The sequence below is a fragment of the Ramlibacter sp. genome, from assembly GCF_036676645.1.
GTDB lineage: Bacteria > Pseudomonadota > Gammaproteobacteria > Burkholderiales > Burkholderiaceae_C > Ramlibacter.
This window is the reverse complement of sequence record NZ_JAKFCM010000030.1, coordinates 12,550-39,186: the sequence shown is the minus strand read 5'-3', so window position 1 is coordinate 39,186 and position 26,637 is coordinate 12,550. Positions and strand designations below refer to the sequence as shown.

General features: G+C 72.1%; 22 protein-coding genes. 13 read left to right on the top strand and 9 right to left on the bottom strand.

Annotated elements, in window-relative coordinates:
- Positions 1-2 precede the first annotated feature (2 nt).
- Positions 3-1,658 carry an acetolactate synthase large subunit gene (locus V6M57_RS05110; RefSeq protein ID WP_332813904.1) on the top strand — a complete coding sequence of 552 codons (1,656 nt, stop codon included), beginning with the start codon at positions 3-5 and terminating at the stop codon, positions 1,656-1,658.
- A complete protein-coding gene (locus V6M57_RS05105) occupies positions 1,655-3,268 on the top strand; it encodes an FAD-dependent oxidoreductase (protein WP_332813903.1) in 1,614 nt (537 codons plus the stop codon). Before V6M57_RS05110 ends, V6M57_RS05105 begins: the two co-directional genes overlap by 4 nt.
- Before the next feature lie 7 nt (positions 3,269-3,275).
- On the opposite strand, the gene V6M57_RS05100 is transcribed toward V6M57_RS05105, so the two are convergent.
- The 5 genes from V6M57_RS05100 to V6M57_RS05080 form a co-directional block, all read right to left on the bottom strand.
- The gene (locus V6M57_RS05100) at positions 3,276-3,935 is read right to left on the bottom strand and encodes an NUDIX hydrolase (RefSeq protein ID WP_332813902.1); all 660 of its coding nucleotides are present in this window, start codon (positions 3,933-3,935) and stop codon (positions 3,276-3,278) included.
- Positions 3,936-3,996: 61 nt separating this feature from the next.
- Positions 3,997-5,433: a glycosyl hydrolase family 8 gene (locus V6M57_RS05095; protein WP_332813901.1), complete on the bottom strand. Its 1,437-nt coding sequence runs from the start codon at positions 5,431-5,433 to the stop codon at positions 3,997-3,999.
- Between the two features lie 539 nt (positions 5,434-5,972).
- On the bottom strand, positions 5,973-6,581 hold the full coding sequence (locus V6M57_RS05090) for an ATP-dependent Clp protease proteolytic subunit (protein ID WP_332813900.1): 609 nt from the start codon (positions 6,579-6,581) through the stop codon (positions 5,973-5,975).
- A gap of 58 nt (positions 6,582-6,639) precedes the next feature.
- A complete protein-coding gene (locus tag V6M57_RS05085) occupies positions 6,640-7,158 on the bottom strand; it encodes a MarR family winged helix-turn-helix transcriptional regulator (RefSeq protein WP_332813899.1) in 519 nt (172 codons plus the stop codon).
- A gap of 55 nt (positions 7,159-7,213) precedes the next feature.
- Positions 7,214-7,717 carry a hypothetical protein gene (locus tag V6M57_RS05080; protein ID WP_332813898.1) on the bottom strand — a complete coding sequence of 168 codons (504 nt, stop codon included), beginning with the start codon at positions 7,715-7,717 and terminating at the stop codon, positions 7,214-7,216.
- Positions 7,718-7,902: 185 nt separating this feature from the next.
- On the opposite strand from V6M57_RS05080, the gene V6M57_RS05075 reads away from it, so the two are divergent.
- The 5 genes from V6M57_RS05075 to V6M57_RS05055 all read left to right on the top strand — a co-directional run bounded on the left by V6M57_RS05075 (position 7,903) and on the right by V6M57_RS05055 (position 13,603).
- Entirely contained in the window at positions 7,903-8,562 is a 660-nt protein-coding gene (locus V6M57_RS05075; protein ID WP_332813897.1) for a response regulator transcription factor, read from the top strand.
- Positions 8,543-9,859: an ATP-binding protein gene (locus V6M57_RS05070; protein ID WP_332813896.1), complete on the top strand. Its 1,317-nt coding sequence runs from the start codon at positions 8,543-8,545 to the stop codon at positions 9,857-9,859. The genes V6M57_RS05075 and V6M57_RS05070 overlap by 20 nt, the downstream gene beginning before the upstream one ends.
- A 320-nt stretch (positions 9,860-10,179) precedes the next feature.
- Positions 10,180-11,613 (top strand): Do family serine endopeptidase, encoded by a 1,434-nt coding sequence (locus V6M57_RS05065; RefSeq protein WP_332813895.1) that lies wholly within the window; start codon positions 10,180-10,182, stop codon positions 11,611-11,613.
- Positions 11,614-11,784: 171 nt separating this feature from the next.
- Positions 11,785-12,765 carry a beta/gamma crystallin domain-containing protein gene (locus V6M57_RS05060; RefSeq protein WP_332813894.1) on the top strand — a complete coding sequence of 327 codons (981 nt, stop codon included), beginning with the start codon at positions 11,785-11,787 and terminating at the stop codon, positions 12,763-12,765.
- A 7-nt stretch (positions 12,766-12,772) separates the two neighbouring features.
- Positions 12,773-13,603: a M48 family metallopeptidase gene (locus V6M57_RS05055; RefSeq protein WP_332813893.1), complete on the top strand. Its 831-nt coding sequence runs from the start codon at positions 12,773-12,775 to the stop codon at positions 13,601-13,603.
- 279 nt (positions 13,604-13,882) lie between these two features.
- On the opposite strand, the gene V6M57_RS05050 is transcribed toward V6M57_RS05055, so the two are convergent.
- From V6M57_RS05050 to V6M57_RS05040, 3 genes are all read right to left on the bottom strand, one after another.
- Positions 13,883-15,445 carry a class I adenylate-forming enzyme family protein gene (locus V6M57_RS05050; protein ID WP_332813892.1) on the bottom strand — a complete coding sequence of 521 codons (1,563 nt, stop codon included), beginning with the start codon at positions 15,443-15,445 and terminating at the stop codon, positions 13,883-13,885.
- A gap of 77 nt (positions 15,446-15,522) precedes the next feature.
- Entirely contained in the window at positions 15,523-16,851 is a 1,329-nt protein-coding gene (gene glgC / locus V6M57_RS05045; RefSeq protein WP_332813891.1) for a glucose-1-phosphate adenylyltransferase, read from the bottom strand.
- Between the two features lie 109 nt (positions 16,852-16,960).
- Complete coding sequence (locus V6M57_RS05040) at positions 16,961-19,747, bottom strand: hybrid sensor histidine kinase/response regulator (RefSeq protein WP_332813890.1); 2,787 nt, start codon at positions 19,745-19,747, stop codon at positions 16,961-16,963.
- An 87-nt stretch (positions 19,748-19,834) separates the two neighbouring features.
- Here V6M57_RS05040 and V6M57_RS05035 point away from each other — a divergent pair, with 87 nt between their 5' ends.
- Together V6M57_RS05035 and V6M57_RS05030 are read left to right on the top strand one after the other, a co-directional pair.
- Positions 19,835-20,314 carry an FKBP-type peptidyl-prolyl cis-trans isomerase gene (locus V6M57_RS05035; protein ID WP_332813889.1) on the top strand — a complete coding sequence of 160 codons (480 nt, stop codon included), beginning with the start codon at positions 19,835-19,837 and terminating at the stop codon, positions 20,312-20,314.
- 15 nt (positions 20,315-20,329) lie between these two features.
- Positions 20,330-20,890, top strand: a complete 561-nt coding sequence (locus tag V6M57_RS05030; RefSeq protein WP_332813888.1) for a restriction endonuclease — start codon at positions 20,330-20,332, stop codon at positions 20,888-20,890.
- A gap of 12 nt (positions 20,891-20,902) precedes the next feature.
- On the opposite strand, the gene V6M57_RS05025 is transcribed toward V6M57_RS05030, so the two are convergent.
- A complete protein-coding gene (locus tag V6M57_RS05025) occupies positions 20,903-21,367 on the bottom strand; it encodes a hypothetical protein (RefSeq protein WP_332813887.1) in 465 nt (154 codons plus the stop codon).
- Positions 21,368-21,565: 198 nt separating this feature from the next.
- Between V6M57_RS05025 and V6M57_RS05020 the strand changes: the two genes are divergently transcribed.
- Genes V6M57_RS05020 through lpdA form a run of 4 tightly spaced genes read left to right on the top strand, consistent with a single transcriptional unit; the run spans position 21,566 to position 26,637 of the window.
- A complete protein-coding gene (locus V6M57_RS05020) occupies positions 21,566-22,801 on the top strand; it encodes a 3-methyl-2-oxobutanoate dehydrogenase (2-methylpropanoyl-transferring) subunit alpha (protein WP_332813886.1) in 1,236 nt (411 codons plus the stop codon).
- 2 nt (positions 22,802-22,803) lie between these two features.
- Positions 22,804-23,868, top strand: a complete 1,065-nt coding sequence (locus V6M57_RS05015; RefSeq protein WP_332813905.1) for an alpha-ketoacid dehydrogenase subunit beta — start codon at positions 22,804-22,806, stop codon at positions 23,866-23,868.
- Between the two features lie 5 nt (positions 23,869-23,873).
- Positions 23,874-25,232 (top strand): dihydrolipoamide acetyltransferase family protein, encoded by a 1,359-nt coding sequence (locus V6M57_RS05010; RefSeq protein WP_332813885.1) that lies wholly within the window; start codon positions 23,874-23,876, stop codon positions 25,230-25,232.
- A gap of 7 nt (positions 25,233-25,239) precedes the next feature.
- On the top strand, positions 25,240-26,637 hold the full coding sequence (gene lpdA, locus V6M57_RS05005) for a dihydrolipoyl dehydrogenase (RefSeq protein WP_332813884.1): 1,398 nt from the start codon (positions 25,240-25,242) through the stop codon (positions 26,635-26,637).

The window sequence follows — 26,637 nt, the reverse complement described above, 5'->3', positions numbered from 1 at the left end:
CCATGGCCAACGGCGCGCAAGCGATGCTGCGGACCCTGCTGGACGCAGGCGTGGACACCTGTTTCACCAATCCCGGCACGTCGGAGATGCATTTCGTCGCGGCGCTGGACACGGCGCCGCAGATGCGCGCCGTGCTGACCCTGTTCGAGGGCGTGGCCACCGGCGCCGCCGACGGCTATGCGCGCATGGCCGGCAAGCCGGCGGCGACGCTGCTGCACCTGGGCTGCGGCCTGGGCAACGGGCTGGCCAACCTGCACAACGCGCGCCGGGGCAAGGTGCCGGTGGTCAACATCGTGGGCGACCACGCCATCCACCACGCGCCGTACGACGCGCAGCTGCAATCGGACATCGAGACGGCGGCGCGCAACGTGTCGACCTGGGTGCGCACCTCGCGCAGCACCGCGGCGCTGTGCCAGGACGTGGTGGAGGCCGTTGCCGCAGCCAAGGGGCCGCCGGGGCAGGTCGCCACGCTCATCCTGCCGGCCGACGTGTCCTGGGGCGACGGCGGCGTGCCGCGGCCGCCCCTGGAGGCTGCGCCACCGCCGCGCGCCGACGACGCGACCGTCGCCGCGATCGCCGCCGCGCTGCAGGCCGGCGGCCGGAGCGCCCTCCTGCTGGGCGGGCGCGCCCTGCGCGAGCCGGCCCTCATGGCCGCCGCCCGCATCGCCGCCACGACCGGCGCCCGGCTCTTCGCCGAAGTGTTTCCGACCCGCTTCGAGCGCGGCGCCGGCCTGCCGCCGGTGGAGCGCATCGCCTACCTGGCCGAGATGGCCTCGGTGCAGCTGGCGGGGCTGCAGAACCTGGTGCTGGTGGACGCCCGCGCCCCGGTGTCCTTCTTCGCCTATCCCGGCAAGAAGAGCTGGCTGGTGCCGCAAGGCTGCACCGTGCACGAACTGGCATCGCCCACCCAGGACGCCGTGGGCAGCCTGGAAGCCTTGAGCCAGCGGCTGGGCACCGAAGGGGCGACGCCGGTGCTGCAGGGATCGCGGCGGCCGGGGCGCCCGCGCGGCAAGCTGACCGCCGAGAAGGTGTGCAAGGCCGTCGGGCACCTGCTGCCACCGGACGCGATCGTGGTGGACGAGGCCCAGACCTCCGGCACCATGCTGCCCCTGTTCACCGCCGGCGCACCGCGCCACGACGTGCTCGCGCTCACCGGCGGCGCCATCGGGCAGGCCCTGCCCGCCGCGGTGGGAGCGGCGATCGCCTGCCCGGATCGGCCGGTGCTGGCGCTGGTGGGCGACGGCTCCGCCATGTACACCTTCCAGGCGCTCTGGACCCTGGCGCGGGAGCGGCTGAATGTCGTCGCGATCGTCTTCAACAACCGGTCCTACGGCATCCTGAACGTGGAACTGGAGCGGGTCGGCGCCGAGAAGGCGGGCCCCAGGGCCAAGGCCCAGCTCGACCTGGCCAGCCCGGGCCTGGACTTCGTGCAGCTGGCGCAGGGCCTGGGCGTTCCCGCCGTGCGCGCCAGCACCGCGGAGGATTTCACCGCGGCCCTGGAGCGCGCCCTGGCGACGCCCGGTCCCCACCTCATCGAAGCGGTGGTGCCCAGCGTTTTCTCCGGCCTCAAGCTGCGGGTGCTGCCGTACCTGCTGCGGTCCCTGGGCAGCCTGCCGCCGCCCGTCGCGCGGGCGCTGAAGCGGAAGCTGGCGCCATGAGCAGGACCCTCCGGTCCGACGTGCTGGTGGTGGGCGGCGGCCTCGCCGGCCTCGTCACGGCCCTCGAATGCCTGCAGGCGGGCCAGACCGTCACGGTGGTGGACCGCGACAGCCGCGACCGCCTGGGCGGCCTGGCCCTCTGGGCGTTCGGCGGCATGGCGCTGGTCGGAACGCCGCTGCAGGCGCGCAGGAAGATCCGGGACACGCCCGAAGTGGCCCTGGCCGACTGGATCCGCTTCGGCGAACTGCCCGAGTCCGACGCCCTGCGACTGCAGTGGGCGCGCCATTACGTGGAGCATTCCCGCGCGCAGGTGTACGACTGGCTCACGGGCCCGCATGGCCTGAAGTTCCTGCCGGCCGTCAACTGGGTCGAGCGCGGCCTGCAGGGCAACGGCAACACCGTGCCGCGCTACCACGTGCTGTGGGGCACCTCCCGGCTGCTGGCGCTGCGCATGATCGATGCCGTGCAACGCGCCGGCGGGCAGGGCCGGCTGCAGCTGCTCAGCCGCACCCGCATCACCGGCCTGGAGCACGCCGCCGGCGCCGTAGCCGGCGCCACGGGCGTGAACGAGGCCACCGGCGAGGAACTGCGTTTCGCCGCGCCGGTGGTGGTGCTGGCCATGGGCGGCCTCAACGGCGGCCACCAGGAGTGCCGTGCCAACTGGCCGCCCGGGCGGCCGCTGCCGCGGGCCATGCTCAATGGGGCCCATCCCCACTCCGACGGCAAGCTGCACCACCTGGTGGAAGGGCTGGGCGGCCGCCTCACCGCGGCCGGCGAGATGTGGAACTACGCGGCCGGCATCCCGCATCCGCAGCCCCATTTCGAAGGCCACGGCCTGTCGCTGATTCCCTGCAAGTCGGCGCTGTGGCTGGATCACCGGGGCCGGCGCATCGGCCCGGATCCGCTGGTGACCGGCTTCGACACGCACGACCTCTGCCAGCGCGTGGCGGCCCAGGAACAGCCCTGGACCTGGCACCTGCTGAACTGGCGCATCGCCGCCCGGGAGCTGGCGGTTTCCGGTGCCGAGCACAACCCGCGCATCCGCGATCGCCAGATCGTCGCCTTTCTCAAGGAGACGCTGCTGGGCAACCACCGGCTGGTCAGGCAGCTGGCGCGCGAGAGCCGGCATTTCCTGGTGGACGACCGCCTCGCCGGACTGGCGGCCCGGATGAATGCACTCGCCGGCGGCGGGCACGTGCGGCCCGAGGTGCTGCAGGCCACGGCCGACGCCTTCGACGCCCACTTCGCCGGCGGCGGCAGGCCCGAGGAGGACCCGCAGGTCCGCCGCATCCTCCAGGCCCGCGAGTGGGGACCGGACCGCCTGCGCACCTGCAGGCCGGCTCCCCTGCAGAAGCCCGGGGCCGGCCCCTACATCGCGATCCAGCTCCAGCTCATCACCCGCAAGAGCCTGGGCGGGCTGGAAACGGACCTGCGCAGCCGCGTGCTCGGTGGCGCCGGGCAGCCCATTTCCGGCCTCTATTGCGTCGGCGAGGCGGCCGGCTTCGGCGGCGGCGGCGCCTGCGGCAAGCGCTCGCTGGAGGGGACCTTCCTGCCGGCTTGCATCCTGACGGCGCGGGCGGCCGCACGCGACATCGTCGCGGGGAGCTGAGGCGTCGTCAGCGGCGCGCGAATTCGGGCTGGTCGAAGTGGGCCACGCGGGTGGCGCGGCCGGCCAGGCCGACTTCCAGGAACTGGTAGATCACGGCCGCGGTCGGCGCCGCGACCCAGCGGTCGCCGAGCGGCAGGCGCAGGATCTGGCGGCCGGGTTCGTCGGAGGGTTCCAGCAGGGGGGCCTCCGGCCGCAGGAATTCGGCCAGCCGCACGCGATGGACGCTGGCCACTTCCGCGGGATTGGGAACGATGTCGCGCGCCGCGCCGGCCCACACCACCACCGGCGTGATGACGAAGCCCGAGCGGGTCGCGTAGTCGTCCAGGCGGCCCAGCACCTGTGCGGCGTCCAGGCGCAGGCCCACTTCCTCGTGCAGCTCGCGCAGCGCCGCATCCTGCGGGCTTTCGCCCTCGTCGATGCGCCCGCCCGGCAAGGCCCACTGGCCCGAATGGCTGGCCAGCGTCGGAGCGCGGCGCGTGAGCAGCAGGGCGGCCTCGAGGCTCCAGCCCTGCGGCGGTGCCAGGCCGGGAATCTCCGCGCCTTCGCCTTCCTCCACCAGCGCGACGACCACCGCGGCCGCCCGATGCGCGCCGGCATCGATCCGCCGCACGGGGAAGTCGCGCAACCGCCGTTCCACTTCCGAGCGCAGCGTGCCATGCAGGAGCATGGCAGGCATTCTGCCGTTTCCCGCCGCCGGGGACACGCGCGGCGGTTTCCTCAGTGAACCATCACGGCTGCCACCAGTTCCCGGACGCGACCAGCATCGGGATCAGCTGCAGTTCGGAGTCGTAGTACGCGGTGCTGAAGTTGTTGGCATTGAACGCCCACAGCGCGTTCAGGTAGGTCTGGTGCGCCGGGTCGCACAGGGCGCCGCACAGCTGCGGGCCGATCATGCCCTTGGGCGTCCAGTTCGGGTACGGGCGGTACAGCGGCGAAGGCATGGTGCCATTCAGCGCGTAGCCGGTGGCCGTGCGCGCGGGGTCGCCGCCGGTGTCGGCCTTGAAGAACGCCATCATCTTGTTCAGCACGCTGCGCCAGCGCTGGTCGCCCGAGAACACGTAGTCCGTGCCCCAGCGCCAGGGGTTGCGCTGCGCGTTGGCGTAGTAGTGCATCTCCGTCATCACGAAGTCGCCCATGCCGCCGGGCGAGGGCACCGGCGTCGCGGTGTTGGTCTGCACGATGAAGTCGGGCATCAGGCCCACGCCGGGCGAGTACACCGACTGCATGCGGTCGATCAGCCAGTAGCAGCGGTCGATCACCGTGGTGGCCCACCAGTTGTCCCCGGTGGCGCGCGCGAACGCGCGGAAGTGGTTGATCATGTAGTCGGAGGTGCGGCTCACGTCGGGCGTCGCCATGCCCTTGGTGGTGCCGTCCGGCTTCATGTTCCACGACTTCATGGCGTTGATGGTGTTGATCGCCTCCTGCCTGTAGTTCCAGCGGCCGGTGTCGGATCGCCACTGGCGGTCGGCCATCAGCAGCGCCATGGCGATGTCCAGGTCGCCGTCCATGGCGTTCCAGCCGCCGCCCGCGGCGTCGGTGGAGGAGCCGTCGATGGTCAGCCGCCAGTCCATCAGCCAGGGCCCGCCGGAGCTGGCCGGGATGCTGTAGGCCGGACGCGCGCGCACCGTGGTGAGCAGGCCGTCGAAGATGGCGCGGGCGTTCGGGTCGTGGCCGGCCATCACCACCGTGAGCAGCATGCCGTAGCCCATGCCCTCCGAAACGGTGAGGTAAGTGCCCGAGTTGCCGAAGCGCACCGCCTTGCCGCCCGGCACCGTGGGCACGTCGGCGATGGCCTGGGCCTTCCAGGCGTCGTAGCTGCGCCGGATCACGGTGTCCATGGTGGCGTTGGACACGTTGTTCGGCAGGATGCCGGCGGAGTAGGGCACCAGCCGTGAGCCGAACGGGTAGGCGATGCCGTTGACGGGCGCCTGGGTTGGCGCCGGCGTCGGCTCGGGCGTGGGGGCGGGGGTCGGTTCGGGCGCCGGCGTCGGCGCAGGCTGCTTGCCGGGCGGCAGCGGCTTGTCGGCCGGCCGCTTGGCCAGTTCGTCGCCCACCAGTTCGGTGCCCAGGGGAGCGTCGCCGGCGGCACCGCCGCCACCGCCGCAGGCCGCGAGCGTCGTTGCGAGGGCGGCCGAGCCACCCTGGATGAATATGCGCCTCTTCATGTCCAACAACCCGATGTAAGAGGGGCTTCGGCGAGTCGCTCTCGCATCTCCGTCCTCGGCCCGCGTTGACAGGAATGCCGGGCGGGCGCTCGTGCCTTCGACGGGGCCCCAGCCGTGCGGAGCGGGTTTCGAAGCACCTGCCCAACCTCAGCAGGAGGCGCGAATGTAGTAGGAGGCGTCCGACACCGCTGTAGGGCGCAGGCCTACGCCGGTAACCAAGTTCGTGAGTTGCTTCACCGGGTGTGGGATGGCATCCAACTCGACAGGGGCGGGTTTGGCGCGGCCATTCGATGCAATGGACGGGCCCACTGCGGCGATTGGCTCATCCGTTCGAATGGATGAGGTTGGCCGGCGACGGGGGTGTGGCGGCAGCGGTTCGCAGCAGTGAAGGATTCACGACGTGTAACGCCGGCGCGGATGCCGCAGAAGTTACTTTTTCTCGCGAACCTGGCGCGCGCTGGCGAGGTCGTGGCGCCAGGTCGGCGCGCCCAGAAAAAAAGCCGGGCATCGGCCCGGCTTCGATCGGGTGTCCGGCGCCCTCAGCGGCGCAGTTCCGACTTGTTCTGGATGATGCGGCCCACCAGCCCGTAGTCGATCGCTTCCTCGGCCGACAGCCAGCGGTCGCGCTCGATGTCGGCCAGCACGCTGTCCAGCGGCCTGCCGGTCTCGCGCGAAATCGTCTGCGCGATGCGCTCGCGCGCCTTGATGATCTCGCGCGCATGGATTGCGATGTCGCTGGCCGGCCCGCCGGCACCGCCGCTGGGCTGGTGGATCAGGAAGCGGGTGTTGGGCAGGCAGTAGCGCCGCTCGCGCGGCACGGCCAGGTACAGGTGCGTGGCGGCGCTGCCGACCCAGCCGGTGCCGATCATGTTCACCGGCGCGGCGATGAACCGGATGATGTCGTGGATGGCGTCGCCCGATTCCAGGTGGCCGCCGGGCGAACTGACCAGCATGTCGATGGTCCGGTCCGAGTCGGCATCCAGCGCGATCAGGCGCCGCGCGATGTCGGCGGCCGAGCGGTCGCTGATCTCGCCGAACAGCAGCACCGTGCGCGACTTGAAGGCCTTCTCTTCCAGGAAGGCGTTGCGTGGCTCCGCGGTCGATGGCGCGGCGGCGGCGGGTTCGTCGTTTTCTTGGGGGGTTTCCATGGCAAGGCTCCTGTGGTCCAGGCCACCATCATGCACCGGCCGGTGCCCGGCGGGGCAGTCAGCGCGTCGTCTGCCACAGCGGGATCTTGCCCGCCTTGCCGTCGGCACCCAGGCGCTCGATCAGCTGGCCGAGGTCGCGGTCCAGCCGGGCGAGCGTGCGCGGATCCAGTTCCGTCAGGGCCTGCGGCAGCACGCCGCTGAAGGGGCCCGGCGCCTTCTTCAGGATGCGCGCTCCGGCGGCCGACAGGCTCAGGTGCACGGCGCGCCGGTCCGACTGGACGCGGTCGGACAGCACCAGTCCCTGGGCCAGCAACGGGCGCAGCAGGTTGCTGGCGGTGGACTGGTGGATGTCCATGGTGCGGGCGAGCCGGCTGACGCCGATGCCGGGCGCATCGCCGATCACGCTGAGGGCCCACAGCTGCGCCCCCGACACCCCGGCCTTGCTCTCGACCGAGCGGAAGTGCGACTTGACGCTGTTGACGACGATGCGGAACTGGCGCAGCACGCGCAGGGCGGACGCAGAGAGTTCGGGCGCCGGTGTCGGCGCGGCCCGGGCCGCGCGGCGAGGGGTGGACATGCGCGCAATGATAGGCAGCCGATCGGAGCGGCGCCGGGGTCCGGGGCAGGACCCCTCAGGCGTTCTGCGGGGCCGCCGCCCGGCGCATCTGCAGCCAGGCCCGCAGCTGCACGTACGCTGCGCCGGCGACGGCGCCGAACAGCAGGTGGTCGGCGAGGGTGGTGAGTCCGCGGTTGTTCTCGAACCAGGGGAACAGCGCCGGCGCGATGACCCAGAAGTTCAGCGCGTAGAGCGCCAGGCCGACCGCGGCGCCGCGCAGGCAGGCGGCGGGCAGGCCGCGATCACGCACCAGCAGGTCGACCACGCGGCCGAAGTTGATGGCGAGCGCGAAGTGGATCAACAGGCCGAAGCCGCCGATGGTCAGGTCGATGTCGGCCGGCGGCGGCAGCGCGCCCTCGCCCAGCAGCATGGCCGAGATGCGGTGCAGCGGCTCCCAGCCGACGCCGCCCTGCACCGTGGCCGCAAAGCCCATTTGCGCCAGCAGGTAGGCGGCGCCGGCCACCAGGCCGGCCAGCACGCCGGCGACGGGCTCGGCCGGGGATGAGGGGGATGGCTTCATGCCCCAACTGTATTTGCACAAATCGACCTCGGGTACCGGGCAATCCCGGTCCCCGCCGGCCTGGCGGCCGGAACCGGTTGCGCTGCAGCGGGTCGAAGCGGCGCTGCGCCCCGGACCCGGCGGCCTCCTACAGGGCTGCGCCGGCGCCGGCCGCAGCATCGGCTTTTTCCACGGACGGGCTTGGCATGCGGGTGCTGCTGGTCGAGGACGACGGCATGATCGGCGAGGCGGTGCAGGGGGCGCTGCGCGCCGACCACTGGGCGGCCGACTGGGTGCGCGATGCGGCGCTGGCCGAGGCGGCGCTGGCTGGCGAGGGCTACGACGCCGTGGTGCTGGACCTGGGCCTGCCCCAGGGCAGCGGCCTGGACGTGCTCTCGCGCCTGCGCGCGCGCGGCGACCGGACGCCGGTGCTGGTGGCCACGGCCCGCGATGCGGTGGCCGACCGGGTCGCCGGGCTCGACGCCGGCGCCGACGACTACCTGGTCAAGCCCTTCGACACCAGCGAGCTGCTGGCCCGCCTGCGCGCGCTGGTGCGGCGCAGCGCTGGCCGCGGCGAGGCGCTGATCCGCCACAAGGACGTGACGCTCAACCCGGCCACCCGCGAAGCCACCCTGGCCGGCCGACCGGTGGCGCTGTCGGCGCGCGAGTGGGCGGTGCTGGAGCCCCTGCTGCTGCGCCCCGGCGTGGTGTTCTCGCGCGCGCAGCTGGAGGAAAAACTCTACGGCTGGAAGGAGGACATCAGCAGCAACGCGGTGGAGGTCTACGTGCACGGCGTGCGCAAGAAGCTGGGCGCCGGGCTGATCCAGACGGTGCGCGGACTGGGCTATGTCGTCCCGCGCGAATGATCCCGGGGGCACGCCCGCGCATTCGCTGCGCCGGCGCCTGCTCTGGCTGGTGCTGGCCGCGGTGGCGCTGGCCAGCGGGCTGCAGGCGGCCAGCGCCTACCGCACCGCGCTGCGCAACGCCGACGCCCTGTTCGACGCCCAGTTGCAGGCGCTGGCGCGTTCGGCGCAGGCCGGCGTGCCGCTGCGCCCCGGCGCCGGCGACATGGACTACACGGTGCAGATCTGGGCCGGCGACGGCGTGCTGCTGTTCCGGGCCGGCCCGGCGCTGCCGCCGCCGGCGGTGATCGGCTTTTCCGAGGAGCGGGTGGACGGCACCCGCTACCGCCTGTACACCCTGCGCGCCGGCGACCGCGCCGTGCAGATCGCGCAGGACCTCGACCGGCGGCAGGCCCGCGCCCGCGCCCTGGCGCTGGACGCGGTGCTGCCGGTGGCGCTGCTCGGCCTGCTGCTGATGCTGGCCGTGTGGTTCGTGATCGACCTGTCGCTGGCGCCGGTGCAGCGGCTGCGGCGGCAGGTGGCGGCGCGGCCGGCCGAGGACCTGTCGCCGCTGGATCCGGCCGGCCTGCCGCAGGAGGTGCAGCCGCTGGTGCGCGACCTCAATGCGCTGTTCGGCCGGGTGCGCGAGGCGCTCGCCGCGCAGCAGCGCTTCGTCGCCGACGCGGCGCACGAGCTGCGCTCGCCGCTCACGGCGCTCAAGTTGCAGGCGCAGTCGATGCAGCGCGAGCCCGCGGGTCCGGCCCGCGACGCCGCGCTGGTGCGGCTGGAGCAGGGCATCGCCCGTGCGATCGGGCTGGTCACGCAGCTGCTGTCGCTGGCGCGCGAGGAAGCCGGGCCGGCCGGCGCGTTCGACGCCGTCGAGCTGCAGGGACTGTGCCGGGAGGCGGTGGCCGACGTCCTGCCGCTGGCGCGTGCGAAGGACGTCGACGTCGGACTGGTCGATCCGCCGGACGGGCCGGTCGCCGTGCAAGGGGATGCCGAAGGCCTGCGCACGCTGCTGCGCAACCTGCTGGACAACGCGATCAAGTACGCGCCGGCCGGCGGGCAGGTCGACATCGTCCTGGCGCAGGGAGCGGCAGCAGGGGCGCTGCTGGCGGTGGAGGACAGCGGGCCCGGTGTGCCGCCCGCCGCGCGCGAACGCGTGTTCGACCGCTTCTGGCGCGCGCCCGGGCAGGATGCGTCCGGCAGCGGCCTCGGATTGCCGATCGTGGCGGCGATCGCGCGGCGGCACGGCGCGCAGCTGCGCCTGGCCGAATCGCAGCGGCTGGGCGGCTTGCGGGTGGAGGTGCAGTTCCCGTGACGACCCGATGTCATCCCGGCGCCCCTGCACGGCGGCGCGTGTTCAGGCGACGGGTGATGGATTGCGGCTCGAGGCCGCAATGACACGGCACATGTGCCATGCCCGCCTCTCCCATGTCATCCGCCATGCCCGCCTCTCCCATGTCATCCCGGCGCAAGCCGGGATCCATCTCCCGACGCCCCCTGAACAGCGGCGCGTGTTCAGGCGACGGGTGATGGATTGCGGCTCGAGGCCGCAGTGACCCGTTCTGCCTTAAGCGAGGCCTAAGACGCAGCGCGCACAGTCACGGGCATCGACATCCCTTCCAGGAGGACTGCCCCATGAACCGCTTCCGTTCCGCCCCCCTCGTGCTCGCCCTGGCGGCCGCCGGCATCGTCGGCGGCGCCGGTGTCGAGCTGGCGCATCGCACGCCGGCCGCGCAGGCCGCGGTCACGCAACCGGCCGCCAACTCGCCCGCGCGCATGCCCGACTTCGCGCAGATCACGCGCGAGCAGGGTCCCGCCGTCGTCAACATCACCGTCTCGGGCACCCGCAAGACCGCCGCCGCGCCCGGCCTGCCCGGCATGGAGGGCGATCCGCTGGACTTCTTCCGCCGCTTCCAGCCGCCCGGCGGACCCGGCTTCGAGCGCGAGGTGCCGGTGCGCGGCGCCGGCTCGGGCTTCATCGTCGATCCGAGCGGCCTGATCCTGACCAATGCCCACGTGGTCGAGGGCGCCGACGAGGTCACGGTCAAGCTCACCGACCGGCGCGAGTTCAAGGCCAAGGTGCTGGGCAGCGACGAGAAGACCGACGTCGCCCTCATCAAGATCGACGCCAGTGACCTGCCCACGGTCAAGCTCGGCTCGACGAAGAACCTGGACGTGGGCGACTGGGTGCTGGCCATCGGCTCGCCGTTCGGCTTCGAGAACACCGTCACCGCGGGCGTGGTCAGCGCCAAGTCGCGCAGCCTGCCGGACGGCAGCGGCGTGGCCTTCATCCAGACCGACGTCGCCATCAACCCGGGCAACTCGGGCGGCCCGCTGTTCAACTCGCGCGGCGAGGTGGTGGGCATCAACTCGCAGATCTACAGCCGCTCGGGTGGCTACCAGGGCGTGTCGTTCGCGATCCCGATCGACCTGGCCACGCGCATCCAGCAGCAGATCGTGCAGCATGGCAAGGTCGACCATGCGCGGCTGGGCGTGACCGTGCAGGAGGTCAACCAGGCCCTGGCCGACTCGTTCAAGCTGCCCCGCCCGCAGGGCGCGCTGGTGGCCAGCGTCGAGCCCGGCAGCCCGGCCGACAAGGCGGGCCTGAAGTCGGGCGACGTGGTCCACTCGGTGAATGGCCAGCCCGTGGTGACCTCGGGCGACTTGCCCGCGCAGCTGGTCGCCATGGAGCCCGGCCAGAAAGTCGAGCTGCAGGTCTGGCGCCAGGGCCAGAGCGTCGACCTGGCCGCGACGCTGGGCGGTTCGCTGCAGCGGCAGGCGCAGGCCGATGCGGGCGGGCAGGCGTCGCCCGCCAGCGGCGGCAAGCTGGGCCTGGCCCTGCGGCCGCTGGGTGAGCGGGACGGTCGCGGCGGGCTGGTGGTCGAGCAGGTCGCCGGCGCCGCGGCCAAGGCCGGCGTGCGCCCGGGCGACGTGATCGTTTCGGTCAACGGCACCCCCGTGAAGACCGTCGAGGCCGCCCGGGCCGCGGTGGACAAGGGCGGCAAGAGCGTGGCCCTGCTGGTGCAGCGCGGCGACGACATGCTCTTCGTGCCGGTGCAGGTGGGCTGACCGGCCCTTCTTCCTCCCCCCACGCGGGGAGGGGCATCCAGGTGCCGGGCCCGGAAGCATTTGCCCGAATGTAAGCACGGGTGCCGGGCGCGGCCGGCCGGGCGTGCGGCTGTTCACCTCGCTTACGGCCTGCAACACGCGCAGGCGCAGCCGGTCGCAGCATGGTCCACCATGCAATTGAATTCCTCCCTGGTCCTGGCTGGCGCGGCCATGGCCGGCGCCATGGCGCTGGCGCAAGGCAACCCCGGGGCACCGTCCACGGCGCCCGGCTCCGCCACCGGCGGCGGCGCCGTGATCGGCACCCAGCCCGTGTACACGCCCTCCATGCAGCACCTGCAGGCCAGCGCCGACCGCCTGCGCCAGGCGATCGAGGCACTGGCGGGCCGGCCACCCGGTCCCGATCGCGAGGCCGCCATCGCCAAGGCGCACGAAGCCCTGCTGGAGACCCAGCAGGCCATGCTGTCGCTGCCGCCGGAACTGCGCAGCTCCGGCACCGTCAGCGCCGGCGATTACGACGCCGCGGTCACGCGGCTGATGCAGACGGCCGACCAGCTGCGCCAGGCGGTCCAGGCGATGGCGCAGCAGCCGGCCGGCGAGCGCCGCAACCAGGCCATCCGGCAAGCCAACCGCGCGCTGCTCGACACGCAGGTGGCCATGGCCCATGCCTACCAGCCCGGAACGTCCGGAACGGCTTCGATGGGCGTGCCATCGACCATCACCCTGTCGCCGGCGCCGGGCGCATCGCCGTCCACGAGGGCCGGCGCATCGGCCGGCACCTTGCCGCAGCGCTCCGGCACCAGCCCGCCGGCGGCACCGTCGGCCTCGCTCGTCCTGCTGCCTCCTGCGCAGGGCGGCAGCCCGCAGCTGGCCGAGGGCTGCTGGGTGCGTTTCTATGACGGCAAGGACTTCAAGGGCGATTCGCTCACGCTGGCCGGGCCGGTGCAGCTGGCCAACATGAGCCTGCCCAGCAATGTCTGGCGCGACTGGCACAGCGCGGTCGTCGGCCCCCGGGCGACCGTGATCACCTTCGACAACGAGGATTTCCGCGATCGCAGTTCGCTGCTCGAGCCGGGCCAGCAGGTGCCCGACCTGCATGCCGGCCCCCTCAGCTGGTTCGAGGAAGTGAAGTCGGCCAAGGTCTCCTGCGGATGAGGCGTGCATGAAGCGACTCACCCGCTCCCACGCGGCCCTGCAGGCCACGGTCCTGGCGCTGGCGCTCGGCACCGCCGGCTGCGAGACCGTGCAGACCACCCAGCCGGGCGCGGTCGGCGTCACGCGCACGCAGCGCATGGCCATCAGCTCCGAAGAGATCCAGGCCGCGTCGGCGCAGGCCTACCAGGAACTGCTGCGCGAGGCCGCCGCCGAGGGCGTGCTCGACCGCGATCCCGCCCAGGTCGCGCGCGTGCGCTCGGTCACCGCGCGCCTGATCCCGGCGACCGGCGCGTTCCGGCCCGAGGCCCTGCGCTGGAACTGGGAGACGCACCTGTTCGACACCAACGACATCAACGCCTTCTGCATGGCCGGCGGCAAGATCGGCGTGTACTCGGGCCTGCTCGACCAGCTGCAGCTCACCGATGCCGAGCTGGCGGCGGTGATCGGGCACGAGATGGCGCACGCCTTGCGCGAGCACGTGCGCGAGCAGGTGTCGGCGCAGCAGGTGCAGCAGCTGCCGCTGGCGATCCTCTCGGCCGTGACGGGCAACGAGGGGCTGGCGCAGCTGGGCGACATGGTGGCCGACGTCACGCTCACGCTGCCGCGCAGCCGCCAGGCCGAGCTGGAGGCCGATCGCATCGGCGTCGAGCTGGCCGCGCGAGCGGGCTTCGACCCGACGGCCGCGGTGAGCCTGTGGCGCAAGATGCGCAGCGCCGGCGGCGGCGGACCGCCCGCGTTCCTCAGCACCCACCCTTCGGCGACGGATCGCGAGGCGCAGTTGATGCAGGCGGCACAGGTGGTGATGCCCTTGTACCGGCAGGCGCTGGCCCGGCGTTGAGGCGCGCCGCAAGGTGCAGGGCAAAAAAAAGGGCCCCCGGTGAGGGGGGCCCAACCAGATGAGTCTGGCGGATCTCATCTTCCCAAAGGACCTCTCGGATCCCGCATCCAGTGTATTTGCCCAAATGAAAACGACATTGCGGGATATCCCCGTGCGCTACCGTGCACAGCGACGGGAACTTTCCTGGATCATTGGGGTTAGCCCTAGGCAGGGGGCGCGTGGCTGACGCGGTTGCAAGCAAGGGGCACGGCGGTCGAAGGCGGTGCCCGGCAGGCGCATTCAGGCCGTGTACCGCTCCCGCAACTGCCGCTTGAGCACCTTGCCGATGTCGCTGCGCGGCAGTTCGTCGAGGTAGCGCACGCCGGCCAGGCGCTGGGTCTTGCCGAGGCGCTGGTTGGCCCAGGCGCGCAGTTCCTCGGCCTGCGGCGCACCCGGCTTCGGCACGACGAAGGCGGCCGGCGACTCGCCCCACTCGGGCGAAGGCACGCCGACCACGGCGACGTCGGCCACCGCCGGGTGCCCGCGCAGCACCGCTTCGAGGTCGCTCGGGTAGATGTTGAAGCCGCCGCTGATCACCATGTCCTTGCGACGGTCCATCAGGGTCAGGAAGCCGTCCTCGTCGAAGCGGCCGACGTCGCCGGTGCGGATGAAGCGGTTGCCCTGCGCGTCGTACCACTCGGCTTCGCGCGTCTTGCCGGGCTGGTTGTGGTACGCGGTCATCATCGCGCCCGAGCGGCCCACCACTTCGCCGACCTGGCCGGGCGGCAGCTCGCGGCCGTCCTCGTCGATCAGCCGGATGTCGTGGCCTTCGGCGGGGCGGCCCACGGTGTGCAGCTTGTGCGGGAACTCGTGCGCGAACAGCATGCAGGTGCCGCCGCCTTCGGTCATGCCGTAGTACTCGGTCAGGCCGCCCGGCCAGCGTTCCAGGATGTCGGCCTTCAGCGCGGCGGGGAACGGCGCGCTGGTGCAGAACTTCATGACGAAGGACGACAGGTCGAAGCGGTCGAAGTCGGGGTGCGCCATCAGGCGCTGGTACTGCACCGGGACCAGCATGGCGTGGGTGGCGCGCTCGCGCTCGGCCAGCGCGAGGTAGGCGCCGGCGTCGAAGCGGCCCTGGGTCAGCACGATGGTGCCGCCGCGAGACAGCGCCGGGAAGAAGCACACCAGCGTGGTGTTGGAGCACAGCGACGTGGCCAGCAGGGCCACCGAGCCGGGGCCGTAGCCGCCCGCTTCCGCGCGCGCCACGTGCGCCCAGCGCATGCCGTGCGACTGCACGATGCCCTTGGGCGTGCCGGTGGTGCCGGAGGAATAGATGATGTTGAAGGGCCAGTCGGGCCGGATGGCGACCGGTTGCGGTTGCGTGCCTGCAGGGGCGAGCCACTCGCTCGTGCTCCGGGGCGCATCGCGCAGGGCCTGCGCGGTGGCGGGGATGACGGGCTCGATCGCGATGCGCGGCACGGCAACCTCCAGCGCCGGCACCGTGTCGTCGGCGAACAGCAGCCGCGCGCCGCTGTCCTCGACCATCCCGGCCAGCTGCTGCGGCGTGGCGCCGGTGGGCAGCGGGGCCACGGCCACGCCGGCGCGCAGGGCCCCGAGGAACAGCACGGCGTACCCGATGCCGTTGGCCCCGCTGATCGCGATGCTCTGCCGCGGCTGCACGCCGTCCCGCTGCAATGCTGCAGCGACCCGGTCCACCAAGCCATCGAGTCCACCCCAGGACAGGCGCTGCCCGCCCTGGACCAGGGCGGTGTGCTGCGGCCGCGCAGCGGCGTGCTCGCGCACCAGGTCGGGGAGGGTCCGGAAGGGGGGAAGGGAACTGGGGGCGGGTGCCGGTGCGGTCATGAACGGGCGGGGAGGCAACGAGCGCAGGCCGCGATTGTGCCCGCCGGCCGGCGCACCGGCGGCCGGCGGCGCCGACCTCAGCCCTGCCCGAGCATCTCCTTGGTCACGAGCACGATACCGCTGCCGGTGCGGTGGAAGCGCTCGCCGTCGGCCTGCGCGTCCTCGCCGATCACGGTGCCCTCGGCGATCCGGCAGCCGCGGTCGATCACCACGCGCGAGAGCTTGCTGCCCCGGCCGATCTCGCAGCCGGGCAGGATCACCGCCTCGCGGATGTTGCAGCACGAGTGCACGCGCACGCTGGAGAACAGCACCGACTGGCTCAGGTCCGAGCCGGAGACGATGCAGCCGCCCGAGACGATCACGTTGGCGATGCTGCCGTGGCGCCCCTTCTCGTCGGGCACGAACTTGGCCGGCGGCAGCTGCTCCTGGTGGGTCCAGATCGGCCAGTCGCGGTCGTAGATGTTCAGCTCCGGCATGTTGGAGGCCAGGTCCAGGTTGGCCGCCCAGAACGCGTCCACCGTTCCGACGTCCCGCCAGTAGGGGCTGTGCCGCGTGCTGGCCGGCACGCTGGACAGGTTGAGCGGATGGGCCAGCACGTTGCCACTGGCCACCAGCCGGGGGATCACGTTCTTGCCGAAATCGCGCTGCGACGCGCTGTCGGCGCCGTCCTCCTCCAGCAGCCCGTACAGGTACTCGGCATCGAACACGTAGATGCCCATGCTGCCCAGCGCGCGGTCGGGCTTGCCGGGCATGCCGGGTGGGTCGACCGGCTTTTCCAGGAAGTGGGTGATGCGGCGGCGCTCGTCGATCGCCATCACGCCCAGCGCGGTGGCTTCCATGCGCGGCACCTCGATGCAGCCCACGGTGCAGCGCGCGCCCGACTCCACGTGGTCCAGCAGCATCAGCGAGTAGTCCATCTTGTAGACGTGATCGCCGGCCAGCACCAGGATGTACTCGGGCGCGTAGGACTTCAGGATGTCGATGTTCTGGAAGATCGCGTCGGCCGTGCCGCGGTACCAGTCGGCCTCGTTGATGCGCTGCTGGGCCGGCAGCAGGTCGATGAACTCGTTGGCCTCGCCGCGCAGGAAATTCCAGCCGCGCTGCAGGTGGCGCAGCAGCGAATGCGACTTGTACTGCGTCAGCACGCCGATGCGGCGGATGCCGGAGTTGATGCAGTTGGACAGGGCGAAGTCGACGATGCGGAACTTGCCCCCGAAGTACACCGCCGGCTTGGCGCGGCGGTCGGTCAGCTCGTGCAGGCGCGAGCCGCGCCCGCCGGCCAGCACCAGCGCCACCGTGCGCTTGGGCAGCTGTCGCGCCAGGCTCAGGCGTTCGGCCGTGCGCGCGTCCTCGTCGAGCCGGACCGTGGGGCCGAGGTGTTCGAATGCCAGGTCTTCCTTGGCCATGCGCAACCTCCTTGTTCAGGTTGCACTGTCCTCCCGCCGGACGCGCGGCCCTGTAGGACTCGGTCGGAAGTGCGGTTGCAATGGGCGCCGCAGGTCATCGGCGGTACAGCTACACCGGATTCGCCAGTTCGTCCTGCTCCAGCAGCCGCAGCAGCGTGCCCGGCTCCACCGGCTTGACCAGGTGCGCGTCGAAGCCCGACGCCTGCGTCAGCCGGCGATCGTCGGCCTGGCCCCAGCCGGTGACCGCCACCAGTCGGAGCTGCTCGCCACCGGGGCGCTCCCGCAGGGCGCGGGCCACCGCGTGCCCGTCCATGCCGGGCATGCCGATGTCCAGCAGCACCCAGCGGGGCCTGAACTCGGGCACCGCCCGCAGCGCCTCGAAGCCGTCGTAGGCGGTGCGCGCCTGGTGGCCGCCCGCCTCCAGCAGCAGGGCCAGGCTGTCGGCGGCATCATGGTTGTCATCCACCACCAGCACCCGCAGCGGCTGGGCCGCAGCGGCGAGTTCCGGAGCGCCGCCGGCCGCGCCCGGGCCGGTGTCGGCGGCCAGCAGCGGCAGCCGCACCGTGAAGCGCGCGCCCGCGCCTATGCCTTCGCTCTGCGCCTGCACCGTGCCGCCGTGCATGCGCACGAGTTGCTGCACCAGCGCCAGGCCGATGCCCAGCCCGCCCTTGGCGCGCCCCAGGGTCCGGTCGATCTGCGTGAACAGGTCGAACACCCGGTCCAGCATGTCGGCCGGAATGCCGGTGCCGTTGTCCTGCACGGCCAGCACCGCCTGGTCGCCTTCGACGTGCAGCCCGATGCGCACGCGCCCGCCGTCGGGCGTGTACTTGCAGGCGTTGTTCAGCAGGTTGTCCACCACCTGCGCCATGCGGGTCGGGTCGGCGTCCACCAGCACCGGCTGCGGCGGCAGGTCCACGCGCACCTCGTGCTGGGCGGCATGGAACTGCGGCTGCTGGCCCTCCAGGCTGGCGCGCACGACCGAGCGCAGTTCCACCACTTCGCGGCGCAGCTCGATCTTGCCGCGCGTGATGCGCGAGACCTCCAGCAGGTCGTCGACCAGCCGCACCATGTGCTGCACCTGGCGCTCCATCAGCTCCAGCATGCGCCCGCGCGTGCCGGGCTCCAGGCCGGGCACGCGCAGGATGGCCAGGCCGTTGCGGATCGGCGCCATCGGGTTGCGCAGCTCGTGCGCCAGCGTGGCCAGGAATTCGTCCTTGCGGCGGTCGGCGTTGCGCAGCGCCTCCTCGGCCTTCCTGCGCCGGCTGATGTCGAAGAACACGCCGACGAAGCGCACCGGCTCGCCGTCGTCGCCATAGAAGAAGCGGCCGGCCGCCGACACCCAGATCAGCCGGCCGTCGACGCGCCGGTACCGGTGCTCGGAGCGGAACACATCGTGCGCGGCCAGGGCCCGCTGCCATTCGGCCTGCAGCGCGGGCACGTCCTCGGGAGGGATGGAGTTGAGCCAAACCTCCATGCTCGCCTCGCCGGTGGGCGTGGGCTCCATGCCCAGCACTTCGAAGCGGCTGCGCGACCACTGCAGGCGGCCGCTGACCATGTCCCAGTCCCAGGTGCCGGCGGCGCCGATCTGCATGGCCAGCTGCATGCTTTCCTCGGCGGTCCGCAAGGCCTCCTGCGCCTGCCGGGCCGCCTCCTGCGCGCGGTGGCGTTCGGTCACGTCGAGCAGCACGCCGCAGGCGGCGATGGCCTGGCCGGAGGCATCCTGCTCGAACATGCCGCGCCCCAGCACCCAGCGCGGCCCGCCGTCCTCGGCGGTCGCGAGCGTGCGGGTCTCGACCTCGTAGGGCCGGTTGTGTGCCATCGCCTCCTGCCAGGCCGCCTGCACGGCCGGCCGGTCGTCGGGGTGCAAGGCTTCGTCCCAGTCGGTGGCCGTGAACTCGCGGCGGCCGAGCCCCATCAGGGCTTCGCCACGCTCGGACCAGCTGCCGCGGCCGGTCACGAGGTCGAGATCCCAGGTCCCGACGCCGGCGCCTTCGGTGGCGGCCCGCAGCTTGCGTTCGCTGGCGCGCAGCGCCGCGGCGGCCTGCGCCGACTCGGTGACGTCGACGGCCGAGAAGAAGATGCCGACGACGCGGTCCGCGTCGTCGCGGATCGGCTGGAACACGAAGTCGAACAGCCGGTCTTCCAGCGGCGCCTGGCGCCTGCGGCGGAACTGCACCGCCATCGACCGGCCGACGAAGGGGATGCCGCTGCGGTACACCTCGTCGAGCAGCCCGATGTAGCCTTGACCTTCCAGGTCCGGCAGGGCCTCGCGCACGGTCAGGCCCACCATGTCGCTGTGGCTGGTGAGCTCGTGCACGGCCTTGTTCGCGACCTCGATCACGTGCTGCGGCCCGCGCAGCACCGCCAGCAGGTTGGGCGCCTGGGCGAACCATTGCTGCAGCCGCCGGTACTCGTCGTGGCGGTCGCGATCGGCCAGCACGCGGCCGGTGGTCTCGTCGATCAGGCACAGCACGCCGGCCACCTGGTCGCCCTCGTGGACGGGACTGCAGGACACGTCGAACCAGGATTGCACCTCGACGCCGTCGCGCCGGATGGTGCATTCGACGTCGTCGGCCCGGGCCGCTTCGCCGGCCAGGGCTTGCTCGTGCAGGCGGCCGATGCAAGGCCAGGCTTCGGGCCAGGCCTCGCGCAGGGGGCGGCCCAGGGCAGCGGGATGCCGGTCGCCCAGGAGGGGCCGGAAGGCATCGTTGTACAGCAGCGCCAGCTGGGGCCCCCAGGCCACGCACATCGGGCGGGCGGCGTTGAACATCACGCCGGCCACGGTGAGCAGCGCCGGCGGCCAGCGCGTGGATTCCCCCAAGGGCGTGGACGCCCAGTCCTGCGCCTGGACGAGGCGGGCGACCTCGCCCCGGCCGGGGGGCAAGCTGGTGCTCATGCGTGGCTGCGGGAGCTGGGCGGCCCATGGTAGTGGCAAGCGCCGGCCGCCTCAAGCAGGCGCGCGGGACCTTGGCAGAATCGGCCCATGCAAATCACCAAGGACACCGTCGTCACGCTGGCGGTCCGGATCGCCGACGTGCACGGGCGCCTGCTCGAGCAGGGCAAGGGCGCCGAGGCCTACCTGCACGGGGGCTACGGGAATACCCTCGACAGGATCGAATCGGCGCTGGAGGGCCGCGAGCCCGGCTACCAGGCCACGCTCCAGCTCGGGCCGCGGGATGCCTTCGGCGAGCGCGACGAGAGCCTGGTGCGCACCCTGCCCAAGCGCGAATTCCCGCCTGGCGTGAAGGTGGGCGGCGTGCTGGAGCTGCCCGACGACCAGGGGCGCGCGCAGCCTTTCCGCGTGGCGAAGATCAAGGGCGATACCGTCCACCTGGACGGCAACCACCCGCTGGCCGGGCAGGAACTGCGCTTCCTGATCAAGGTGCTGGGCGTGCGGGCGGCCACGCCGGAAGAAATCCGGCACCGCCACGCGCACGGCGAGCACGGCCACCACCACCCCTGACGCGGAAGGATTTCCATGAAGTTCCGCATGGCGGAGAACTCGCTGTTCGCGGTGCTGCTGCGATCCTCGTGGTGGATCAGCATCGCGCTGGCGCTGGTGCTGGTCGGGCTGGCGCAGGCGCTGCTGCCGCAGGACTACCGCATCGTGGGCAGCATGGGCGCGCTGCCCTTCTTCGTGATCGGCGCGATGGCGTTCTGGCGCCAGCTCGGGGCGCCCAGCCCGGCGCGGGCCCGGGAGCTGCTGGACGGCGCGGCCCGCATGCCCTGGACCGAGTTCGAGCAGGCGCTGCGCACCGGATTCGCGCGCGAGGGCTGGACGGTCGGGCCGGGGCAAGGCGGCGCCGACCTCGTGCTGGAGCGCAACGGCCAGGCCACGCTGGTGTCGGCGCGCCGCTGGAAGGCCGCGCGGCATGGCGAGGACGCCCTGCAGGCGCTGGAGCAGGCGATGCAGCGGCAGGAAGCGGGCCGCGGCGTCTACGTGGCCCTGGGCGAACTCACGCCGCAGGCGGCGCGGCGGGCCAAGGCGCGGCAGATCGAGGTGCTGCAGGGCCCGGCACTGGCCCGGCTGCTGCGCTGAGGCCGGCCCCGGTCAGGGGCGGTCGGCCGGAGCCAGCGTGACGCCGTCGCGCAACTGTCGCGCGTGGATCGATTCGCCCGTCAGCCGCCGGCAGGCGTCGTTGCCCAGGAAGGCGTCCAGGCGCTGGTTGGCGGCGGCTCGCTGACCGGCGCGCAGCTCGGCCAGTGCCAGCTGGTAATTGGCCATGCAACTGGATTCGCCGGCGCGCAGCATCGCCGCCTGGTACAGGGCGGCGTCGCGCCCGAGCACCGCCTGCGCGGCCTGGCGGAACGCCTCCATGGCCCCCTGGAAGTCCTGTCGCAGGTACAGGGATTCGGCCGCGTTCAGCAGCGAGCCGTACTGCGCGGGCGTCGCGCCTGCCGCGGCCGGGGCGGTACCGCCGCTGCCGGTGGCACAGCCGGCCAGCGAAGCCGCAAGCGCCAGGCCGGCCGCCAGGAGGAGCGGTCTCGTGCGAAGGATGGCTGACCTCGGGTTCATGTCGACCTCGCGCGGCGTACGAACGCTCAGTCTATAGCGAGTCGGCGGACCTCGCCATCACTCGCCGCCCGCGTTCGCGGCTAAACTGACCAGCCTGCGCGCGACCCGCGCGGAACCCTGAGGAGGGCGACGGCTTACCCGCCGTCGCAATCCGATCTTTGCAGACTGTGGCGCGCCAGAAGCGCGCGGAGCGATTGCATGAGCGAGCACCAGCCCCTGCGGCTGCACGTGCCGGAGCCCTCCGGGCGTCCCGGCTGTGCCACCGACTTCTCCTACCTCCATGTCTCGGAGGCCGGCGCCGTGCGAAGGCCGCCGGTGGACACCCCCCACTTCGACACCGCCGACCTGGCCTACGGGCTGATCCGCGTGCTCGACGCGCAAGGCCGCGCCGTCGGCCCCTGGGCACCCGACATTTCGACGGCGCAGTTGCGCAAGGGCCTGCGCGCCATGATGCGCACGCGCACCTTCGACGCCCGCATGCTGATCGTGCAGCGGCAGCGCAAGATCTCCTTCTACATGCAGGCGCTGGGCGAGGAAGCCGTCGCCTGCGCCCACGCGGCGGCGATCGAGCCGGGCGACATGTGCTTCCCGACCTACCGCCAGCAAGGCCTGCTGCTCAGCCGCGACGACATCCCGATGGTCGAGTTGATGTGCCAGCTCATGAGCAACCAGCGCGACCCGATGAAGGGCCGGCAATTGCCGGTGATGTACTCGTACAAGCGGGCCGGGTTCTTCTCCATCTCGGGCAACCTGGCCACGCAGTTCATCCAGGCGGTGGGCTGGGCGATGGCCTCGGCGATCCAGGGCGACACGCGCATCGCCTCGGCCTGGATCGGTGACGGCGCCACGGCCGAAGCCGACTTCCACACCGCGCTCACCTTCGCCCACGTCTATCGCGCGCCGGTGATCCTGAACGTGGTCAACAACCAGTGGGCGATCTCCACCTTCCAGGCGATCGCCGGCGGCGAGTCCACCACCTTCGCCGCGCGCGGCGTGGGTTGCGGCATCGCGTCGCTGCGGGTGGACGGCAACGACTTCCTGGCGGTGTACGCGGCTTCGCAGTGGGCGGCCGAGCGGGCGCGGTCCAACCTGGGGCCGACGCTGATCGAATGGGTCACCTACCGCGCCGGCGCGCATTCGACCTCGGACGATCCGTCCAAGTATCGCCCGGCCGACGACTGGCAGCGCTTCCCTCTGGGCGATCCGATCCAGCGCCTGAAGCAGCACCTGATCGGCCTGGGCGCCTGGTCCGAGCAGGAGCACGAGCAGGTGCGACTGGAACTGGAGGCCGAGGTCGCCGCCGCGCAGAAGGAGGCCGAGAGCTACGGCACCCTGCTGGACAGCCACATCCCGAGTCCGTCCGAGATGTTCGAGGACGTCTATGCCGAGATGCCGGCGCACCTGCGCCGGCAACGCCAGCAGCTGGGGGTATGACGATGCTGACCGAGACCCGCGAAGCGACGGCGGTCGAATCCGTCGCCGGCGAGCGCAAGCAGATGACCATGATCCAGGCCCTGCGCTCGGCCATGGACGTGACGATGGCGCGCGACGACAAGGTGGTCGTGTTCGGCCAGGACGTGGGTTACTTCGGCGGCGTGTTCCGCGTCACCGAAGGCCTGCAGGCGAAGTACGGCAAGCACCGCTGCTTCGACACGCCGATCAACGAGGGCGGCATCGTCGGGGTGGCGGTGGGCATGGGCGCGTATGGGCTGCGCCCGGTGGCCGAGATCCAGTTCGCCGACTACTTCTATCCGGCGTCGGACCAGATCGTGTCGGAGGCGGCGCGCCTGCGCTACCGCTCGGCCGGCGACTTCACCTGCCCGATCACCATCCGCATGCCCTGCGGCGGCGGCATCTACGGCGGCCAGACCCACAGCCAGAGCCCGGAGGCGCTGTTCACCCACGTCTGCGGCATCCGCACGGTGATGCCCAGCAACCCGTACGACGCGAAGGGGCTGCTGATCTCGGCCATCGAGTGCGACGACCCGGTGATCTTCCTGGAGCCCAAGCGCCTGTACAACGGCCCCTTCGACGGCCACCACGACCGTCCCGTGGTGCCCTGGTCGAAGCACGAGCTGGGCCAGGTGCGCGAGGGCTACTACCGCGTGCCGCTGGACTCGGCGGCGGTGTTCCGGCCCGGTTCGCAGGTGACGGTGCTGACCTACGGGACCATGGTGTGGGTGTCGGAGTGCGCGGCGCGAGAGGCCGGCGTCGATGCCGAGATCATCGACCTGCGCTCGATCTGGCCGATGGACCTGGACACGGTGGTGGCGTCGGTGAAGAAGACCGGCCGCTGCGTGATCGTGCACGAGGCGACCCGCACCAGCGGCTTCGGTGCCGAGCTGTCGGCGCTGGTGCAGGAGCACTGCTTCTACCACCTGGAGGCGCCGATCGAGCGGGTGACGGGATGGGACACACCCTATCCGCATGCGCAGGAGTGGGCGTACTTCCCGGGGCCGGACCGCGTCGGTGCGGCCCTGAAGCGCGTGCTGGAAGGGTGATCGCGATGGGAATCTACGCAATCAAGATGCCGGACATCGGCGAGGGCATCGCCGAAGTGGAACTGGTCGAGTGGCGCGTGCAGCCGGGCGACGAGGTGAAGGAAGACCAGGTCGTGGCCGACGTGATGACCGACAAGGCGACGGTGGAGATTCCGTCGCCCGTGGCCGGCAAGGTGCTGGAGCTCGGTGGCCAGCCGGGCGAGCTGATGGCGGTGGGTGCGGAGCTGGTGCGCATCGAGGTGGCGGGCGAGGGCAACGTGAAGGGCTCGCCCCCGGCCGTTGCCGCGGCACAGGCCGCACCGGCGCAGGCTGCGCCGGCGCGGGCCGCCGGACCCGCGGGGCTGCCGCCGGATCGCAAGGACGACCTCACTCAGGAGACCCCGGCGGCCGCGCCTGCACCATCGGCCGCCCGCCCCGCGGCGCTGGCCGCCGACCGGCCCGCCGGTCCGCGTCCTCCTGCCGCGACCCCGCCGCCCCAGCGCGCGCCGGGCGAGCGGCCGATCGCCTCGCCGGCGGTGCGCCGCCGTGCCTGGGAACTGGGCATCGAGCTGCAGTTCGTGCACGGCAGCGGGCCCGCCGGGCGCATCGGGCACACGGACCTCGACGTCTACCTGGCCTCGCGCGGCCAGCCGCAACAGGCGGTGGCCGCCGGCCTGCGCCGGAAACACGGCGAGCAGCAGGTGCCGGTGATCGGCCTGCGCCGGCGCATCGCGCAGAAGATGCAGGAGGCCAAGCGGCGGATTCCGCACTTCAGCTACGTCGAGGAAGTCGACGTGACCGAGCTGGAGGCGCTGCGCGCGAAGCTCAACGAGCGCCACGGCGCCACGCGCGGCAAGCTCACCGTGCTGCCCTTCATCGCACGCGCGGTGGTGCTGGCGCTGCAGGACTTCCCGCAGATGAACGCGCGCTTCGACGACGACGCTGGCGTGGTCACGCGCCACGAGCCGGTGCATTTGGGCATGGCCACGCAGACCGAGTCGGGCCTGATGGTGCCGGTGCTGCGGCATGCCGAAGCCATGGACCTGTGGACTTTCGCCAGCGAGGTGTCGCGGCTGGCCGAAGCCACGCGCAGCGGCAAGGCCGCGCGCGACGAGCTGGCCGGCTCCACCATCACCATCACCAGCCTGGGCCCGCTGGGCGGCATCGTCACCACGCCGGTGATCAACCACCCGGAAGTGGCCATCGTCGGCGTCAACCGCATCGTCGAGCGGCCGGTGTTCCAGGGCGACGCGATCGTCAAACGCAAGCTGATGAACCTGTCGTCCTCGTTCGACCACCGCGTGGTCGACGGGATGGATGCCGCGCAGTTCGTGCAGGCCATCCGCGCGCTGCTGGAAACACCGGCGCTCCTGTTCCTGGACTGAGGTGCCGATGAAGACGATCTCGAAGAAGCTGCTGGTCATCGGCGGCGGCCCCGGCGGCTACGTGGCCGCCATCCGTGCGGCGCAACTGGGCCTCCCCACCGTGCTGGTCGAAGGCGAGCACCTGGGCGGCGTGTGCCTCAACGTGGGCTGCATCCCGTCCAAGGCGCTGATCCACGCGGCGGGCGAATACGAGAAGGCCAACCGCTTCGCCGGCGACAACGCGCTGGGCATCCGCGTGCAGCAGCCGTCCATCGACCTGGCGCGCATGCAGCAGTGGAAGGACGGCGTGGTGGGCAAGCTCACCGGCGGCGTGGCCGCGCTGCTGCGCAAGGCGGGCGTGCAGGTGGTGCGCGGCTGGGCCACGCTGCTGGACGGCAAGACGGTGGAAGTCGCCACGCAGGAAGGCGAGCCGCTGCGCATCGCCTGCGAACACCTGCTGCTGGCCACCGGCTCGGTGCCGGTACCCTTGCCCTCGCTGCCCCTGGGCGGCCCGGTCATCACGTCCACCGAGGCGCTCGCGCTCACGGAACGGCCCAAGCACCTGGTGGTGGTCGGCGCCGGCTACATCGGGCTGGAGCTGGGCATGGCCTGGCGCAAGCTGGGCGCCGAGGTGGCGGTGGTGGAGGCCGCCGGCCGCATCCTGCCGACCTACGACGAGGAACTCGCCAAGCCGGTGTTGGCCTCGCTGCGCCGCATGGGCATCACGCTGCACCTGAACTGCAAGGCCGAAGGCCTGACCGAAGCGGGCGATGGCCTGCACGTGCGCAGCAGCAAGGCCGACGAGTTCGCGCTGCCGGCCGACAAGGTGCTGGTGGCCGCCGGCCGGGTGCCGCGCACGCAGGGGTATGGGCTGGAATCGCTGCAACTGGACATGGCCGGCCGCGCCGTGAAGATCGACGACCAGTGCCGCACCTCCATGCGCAACGTCTGGGCCATCGGCGACCTCACCGGCGAGCCGCTGCTGGCGCACCGGGCGATGGCGCAGGGCGAGATGGTGGCCGAGCTCGTCGCCGGCCACAAGCGGCGCTTCGACCCGATGGCGATTCCCGCCGTGTGCTTCACCGACCCGGAACTGGTGGTGGCCGGCATGACGCCGGCCGACGCCGAGTCGCGGGGCCTCGAGGTGCGGGTGTCCTCGTTCCCGTTCGCGGCGAACGGCCGCTCGCTCAGCATGGAGTCCGGCGAAGGCTTCGTGCGCGTGGTGGCGCGGGCCGATACGCACCAGGTGCTGGGCTGGCAGGCGGTGGGGGCAGGCGTGTCCGAGTTGAGTGCCGCCTTCGGCTACGCGATCGAGATGGGTGCCCGGCTGGAGGACGTGGCCGGCATCATCCACGCGCACCCGACGCTGGGCGAGGCGGTGCAGGAAGCGGCGCTGCGGGGACTGGGGAGGGCGCTGCACATCTGA

Excerpts from the sequence above, each read along its gene's own strand:
- V6M57_RS05105 (WP_332813903.1), top strand. The coding sequence starts at position 1,655 with ATGAGCAGGACCCTCCGGTCCGACGTGCTGGTGGTGGGCGGCGGCCTC.
- V6M57_RS05065 (WP_332813895.1), top strand. The coding sequence starts at position 10,180 with ATGAACCGCTTCCGTTCCGCCCCCCTCGTGCTCGCCCTGGCGGCCGCC.
- V6M57_RS05060 (WP_332813894.1), top strand. The coding sequence starts at position 11,785 with ATGCAATTGAATTCCTCCCTGGTCCTGGCTGGCGCGGCCATGGCCGGC.
- V6M57_RS05090 (WP_332813900.1), bottom strand. The coding sequence starts at position 6,581 with ATGGAAACCCCCCAAGAAAACGACGAACCCGCCGCCGCCGCGCCATCG.
- V6M57_RS05050 (WP_332813892.1), bottom strand. The coding sequence starts at position 15,445 with ATGACCGCACCGGCACCCGCCCCCAGTTCCCTTCCCCCCTTCCGGACC.
- V6M57_RS05100 (WP_332813902.1), bottom strand. The coding sequence starts at position 3,935 with ATGCTCCTGCATGGCACGCTGCGCTCGGAAGTGGAACGGCGGTTGCGC.
- V6M57_RS05085 (WP_332813899.1), bottom strand. The coding sequence starts at position 7,158 with ATGTCCACCCCTCGCCGCGCGGCCCGGGCCGCGCCGACACCGGCGCCC.
- lpdA (WP_332813884.1), top strand. The coding sequence starts at position 25,240 with ATGAAGACGATCTCGAAGAAGCTGCTGGTCATCGGCGGCGGCCCCGGC.
- V6M57_RS05110 (WP_332813904.1), top strand. The coding sequence starts at position 3 with ATGGCCAACGGCGCGCAAGCGATGCTGCGGACCCTGCTGGACGCAGGC.
- V6M57_RS05030 (WP_332813888.1), top strand. The coding sequence starts at position 20,330 with ATGAAGTTCCGCATGGCGGAGAACTCGCTGTTCGCGGTGCTGCTGCGA.
- V6M57_RS05040 (WP_332813890.1), bottom strand. The coding sequence starts at position 19,747 with ATGAGCACCAGCTTGCCCCCCGGCCGGGGCGAGGTCGCCCGCCTCGTC.
- V6M57_RS05015 (WP_332813905.1), top strand. The coding sequence starts at position 22,804 with ATGCTGACCGAGACCCGCGAAGCGACGGCGGTCGAATCCGTCGCCGGC.
- V6M57_RS05025 (WP_332813887.1), bottom strand. The coding sequence starts at position 21,367 with ATGAACCCGAGGTCAGCCATCCTTCGCACGAGACCGCTCCTCCTGGCG.
- glgC (WP_332813891.1), bottom strand. The coding sequence starts at position 16,851 with ATGGCCAAGGAAGACCTGGCATTCGAACACCTCGGCCCCACGGTCCGG.
- V6M57_RS05020 (WP_332813886.1), top strand. The coding sequence starts at position 21,566 with ATGAGCGAGCACCAGCCCCTGCGGCTGCACGTGCCGGAGCCCTCCGGG.
- V6M57_RS05010 (WP_332813885.1), top strand. The coding sequence starts at position 23,874 with ATGGGAATCTACGCAATCAAGATGCCGGACATCGGCGAGGGCATCGCC.
- V6M57_RS05070 (WP_332813896.1), top strand. The coding sequence starts at position 8,543 with ATGTCGTCCCGCGCGAATGATCCCGGGGGCACGCCCGCGCATTCGCTG.
- V6M57_RS05080 (WP_332813898.1), bottom strand. The coding sequence starts at position 7,717 with ATGAAGCCATCCCCCTCATCCCCGGCCGAGCCCGTCGCCGGCGTGCTG.
- V6M57_RS05055 (WP_332813893.1), top strand. The coding sequence starts at position 12,773 with ATGAAGCGACTCACCCGCTCCCACGCGGCCCTGCAGGCCACGGTCCTG.
- V6M57_RS05095 (WP_332813901.1), bottom strand. The coding sequence starts at position 5,433 with ATGAAGAGGCGCATATTCATCCAGGGTGGCTCGGCCGCCCTCGCAACG.
- V6M57_RS05035 (WP_332813889.1), top strand. The coding sequence starts at position 19,835 with ATGCAAATCACCAAGGACACCGTCGTCACGCTGGCGGTCCGGATCGCC.
- V6M57_RS05075 (WP_332813897.1), top strand. The coding sequence starts at position 7,903 with ATGCGGGTGCTGCTGGTCGAGGACGACGGCATGATCGGCGAGGCGGTG.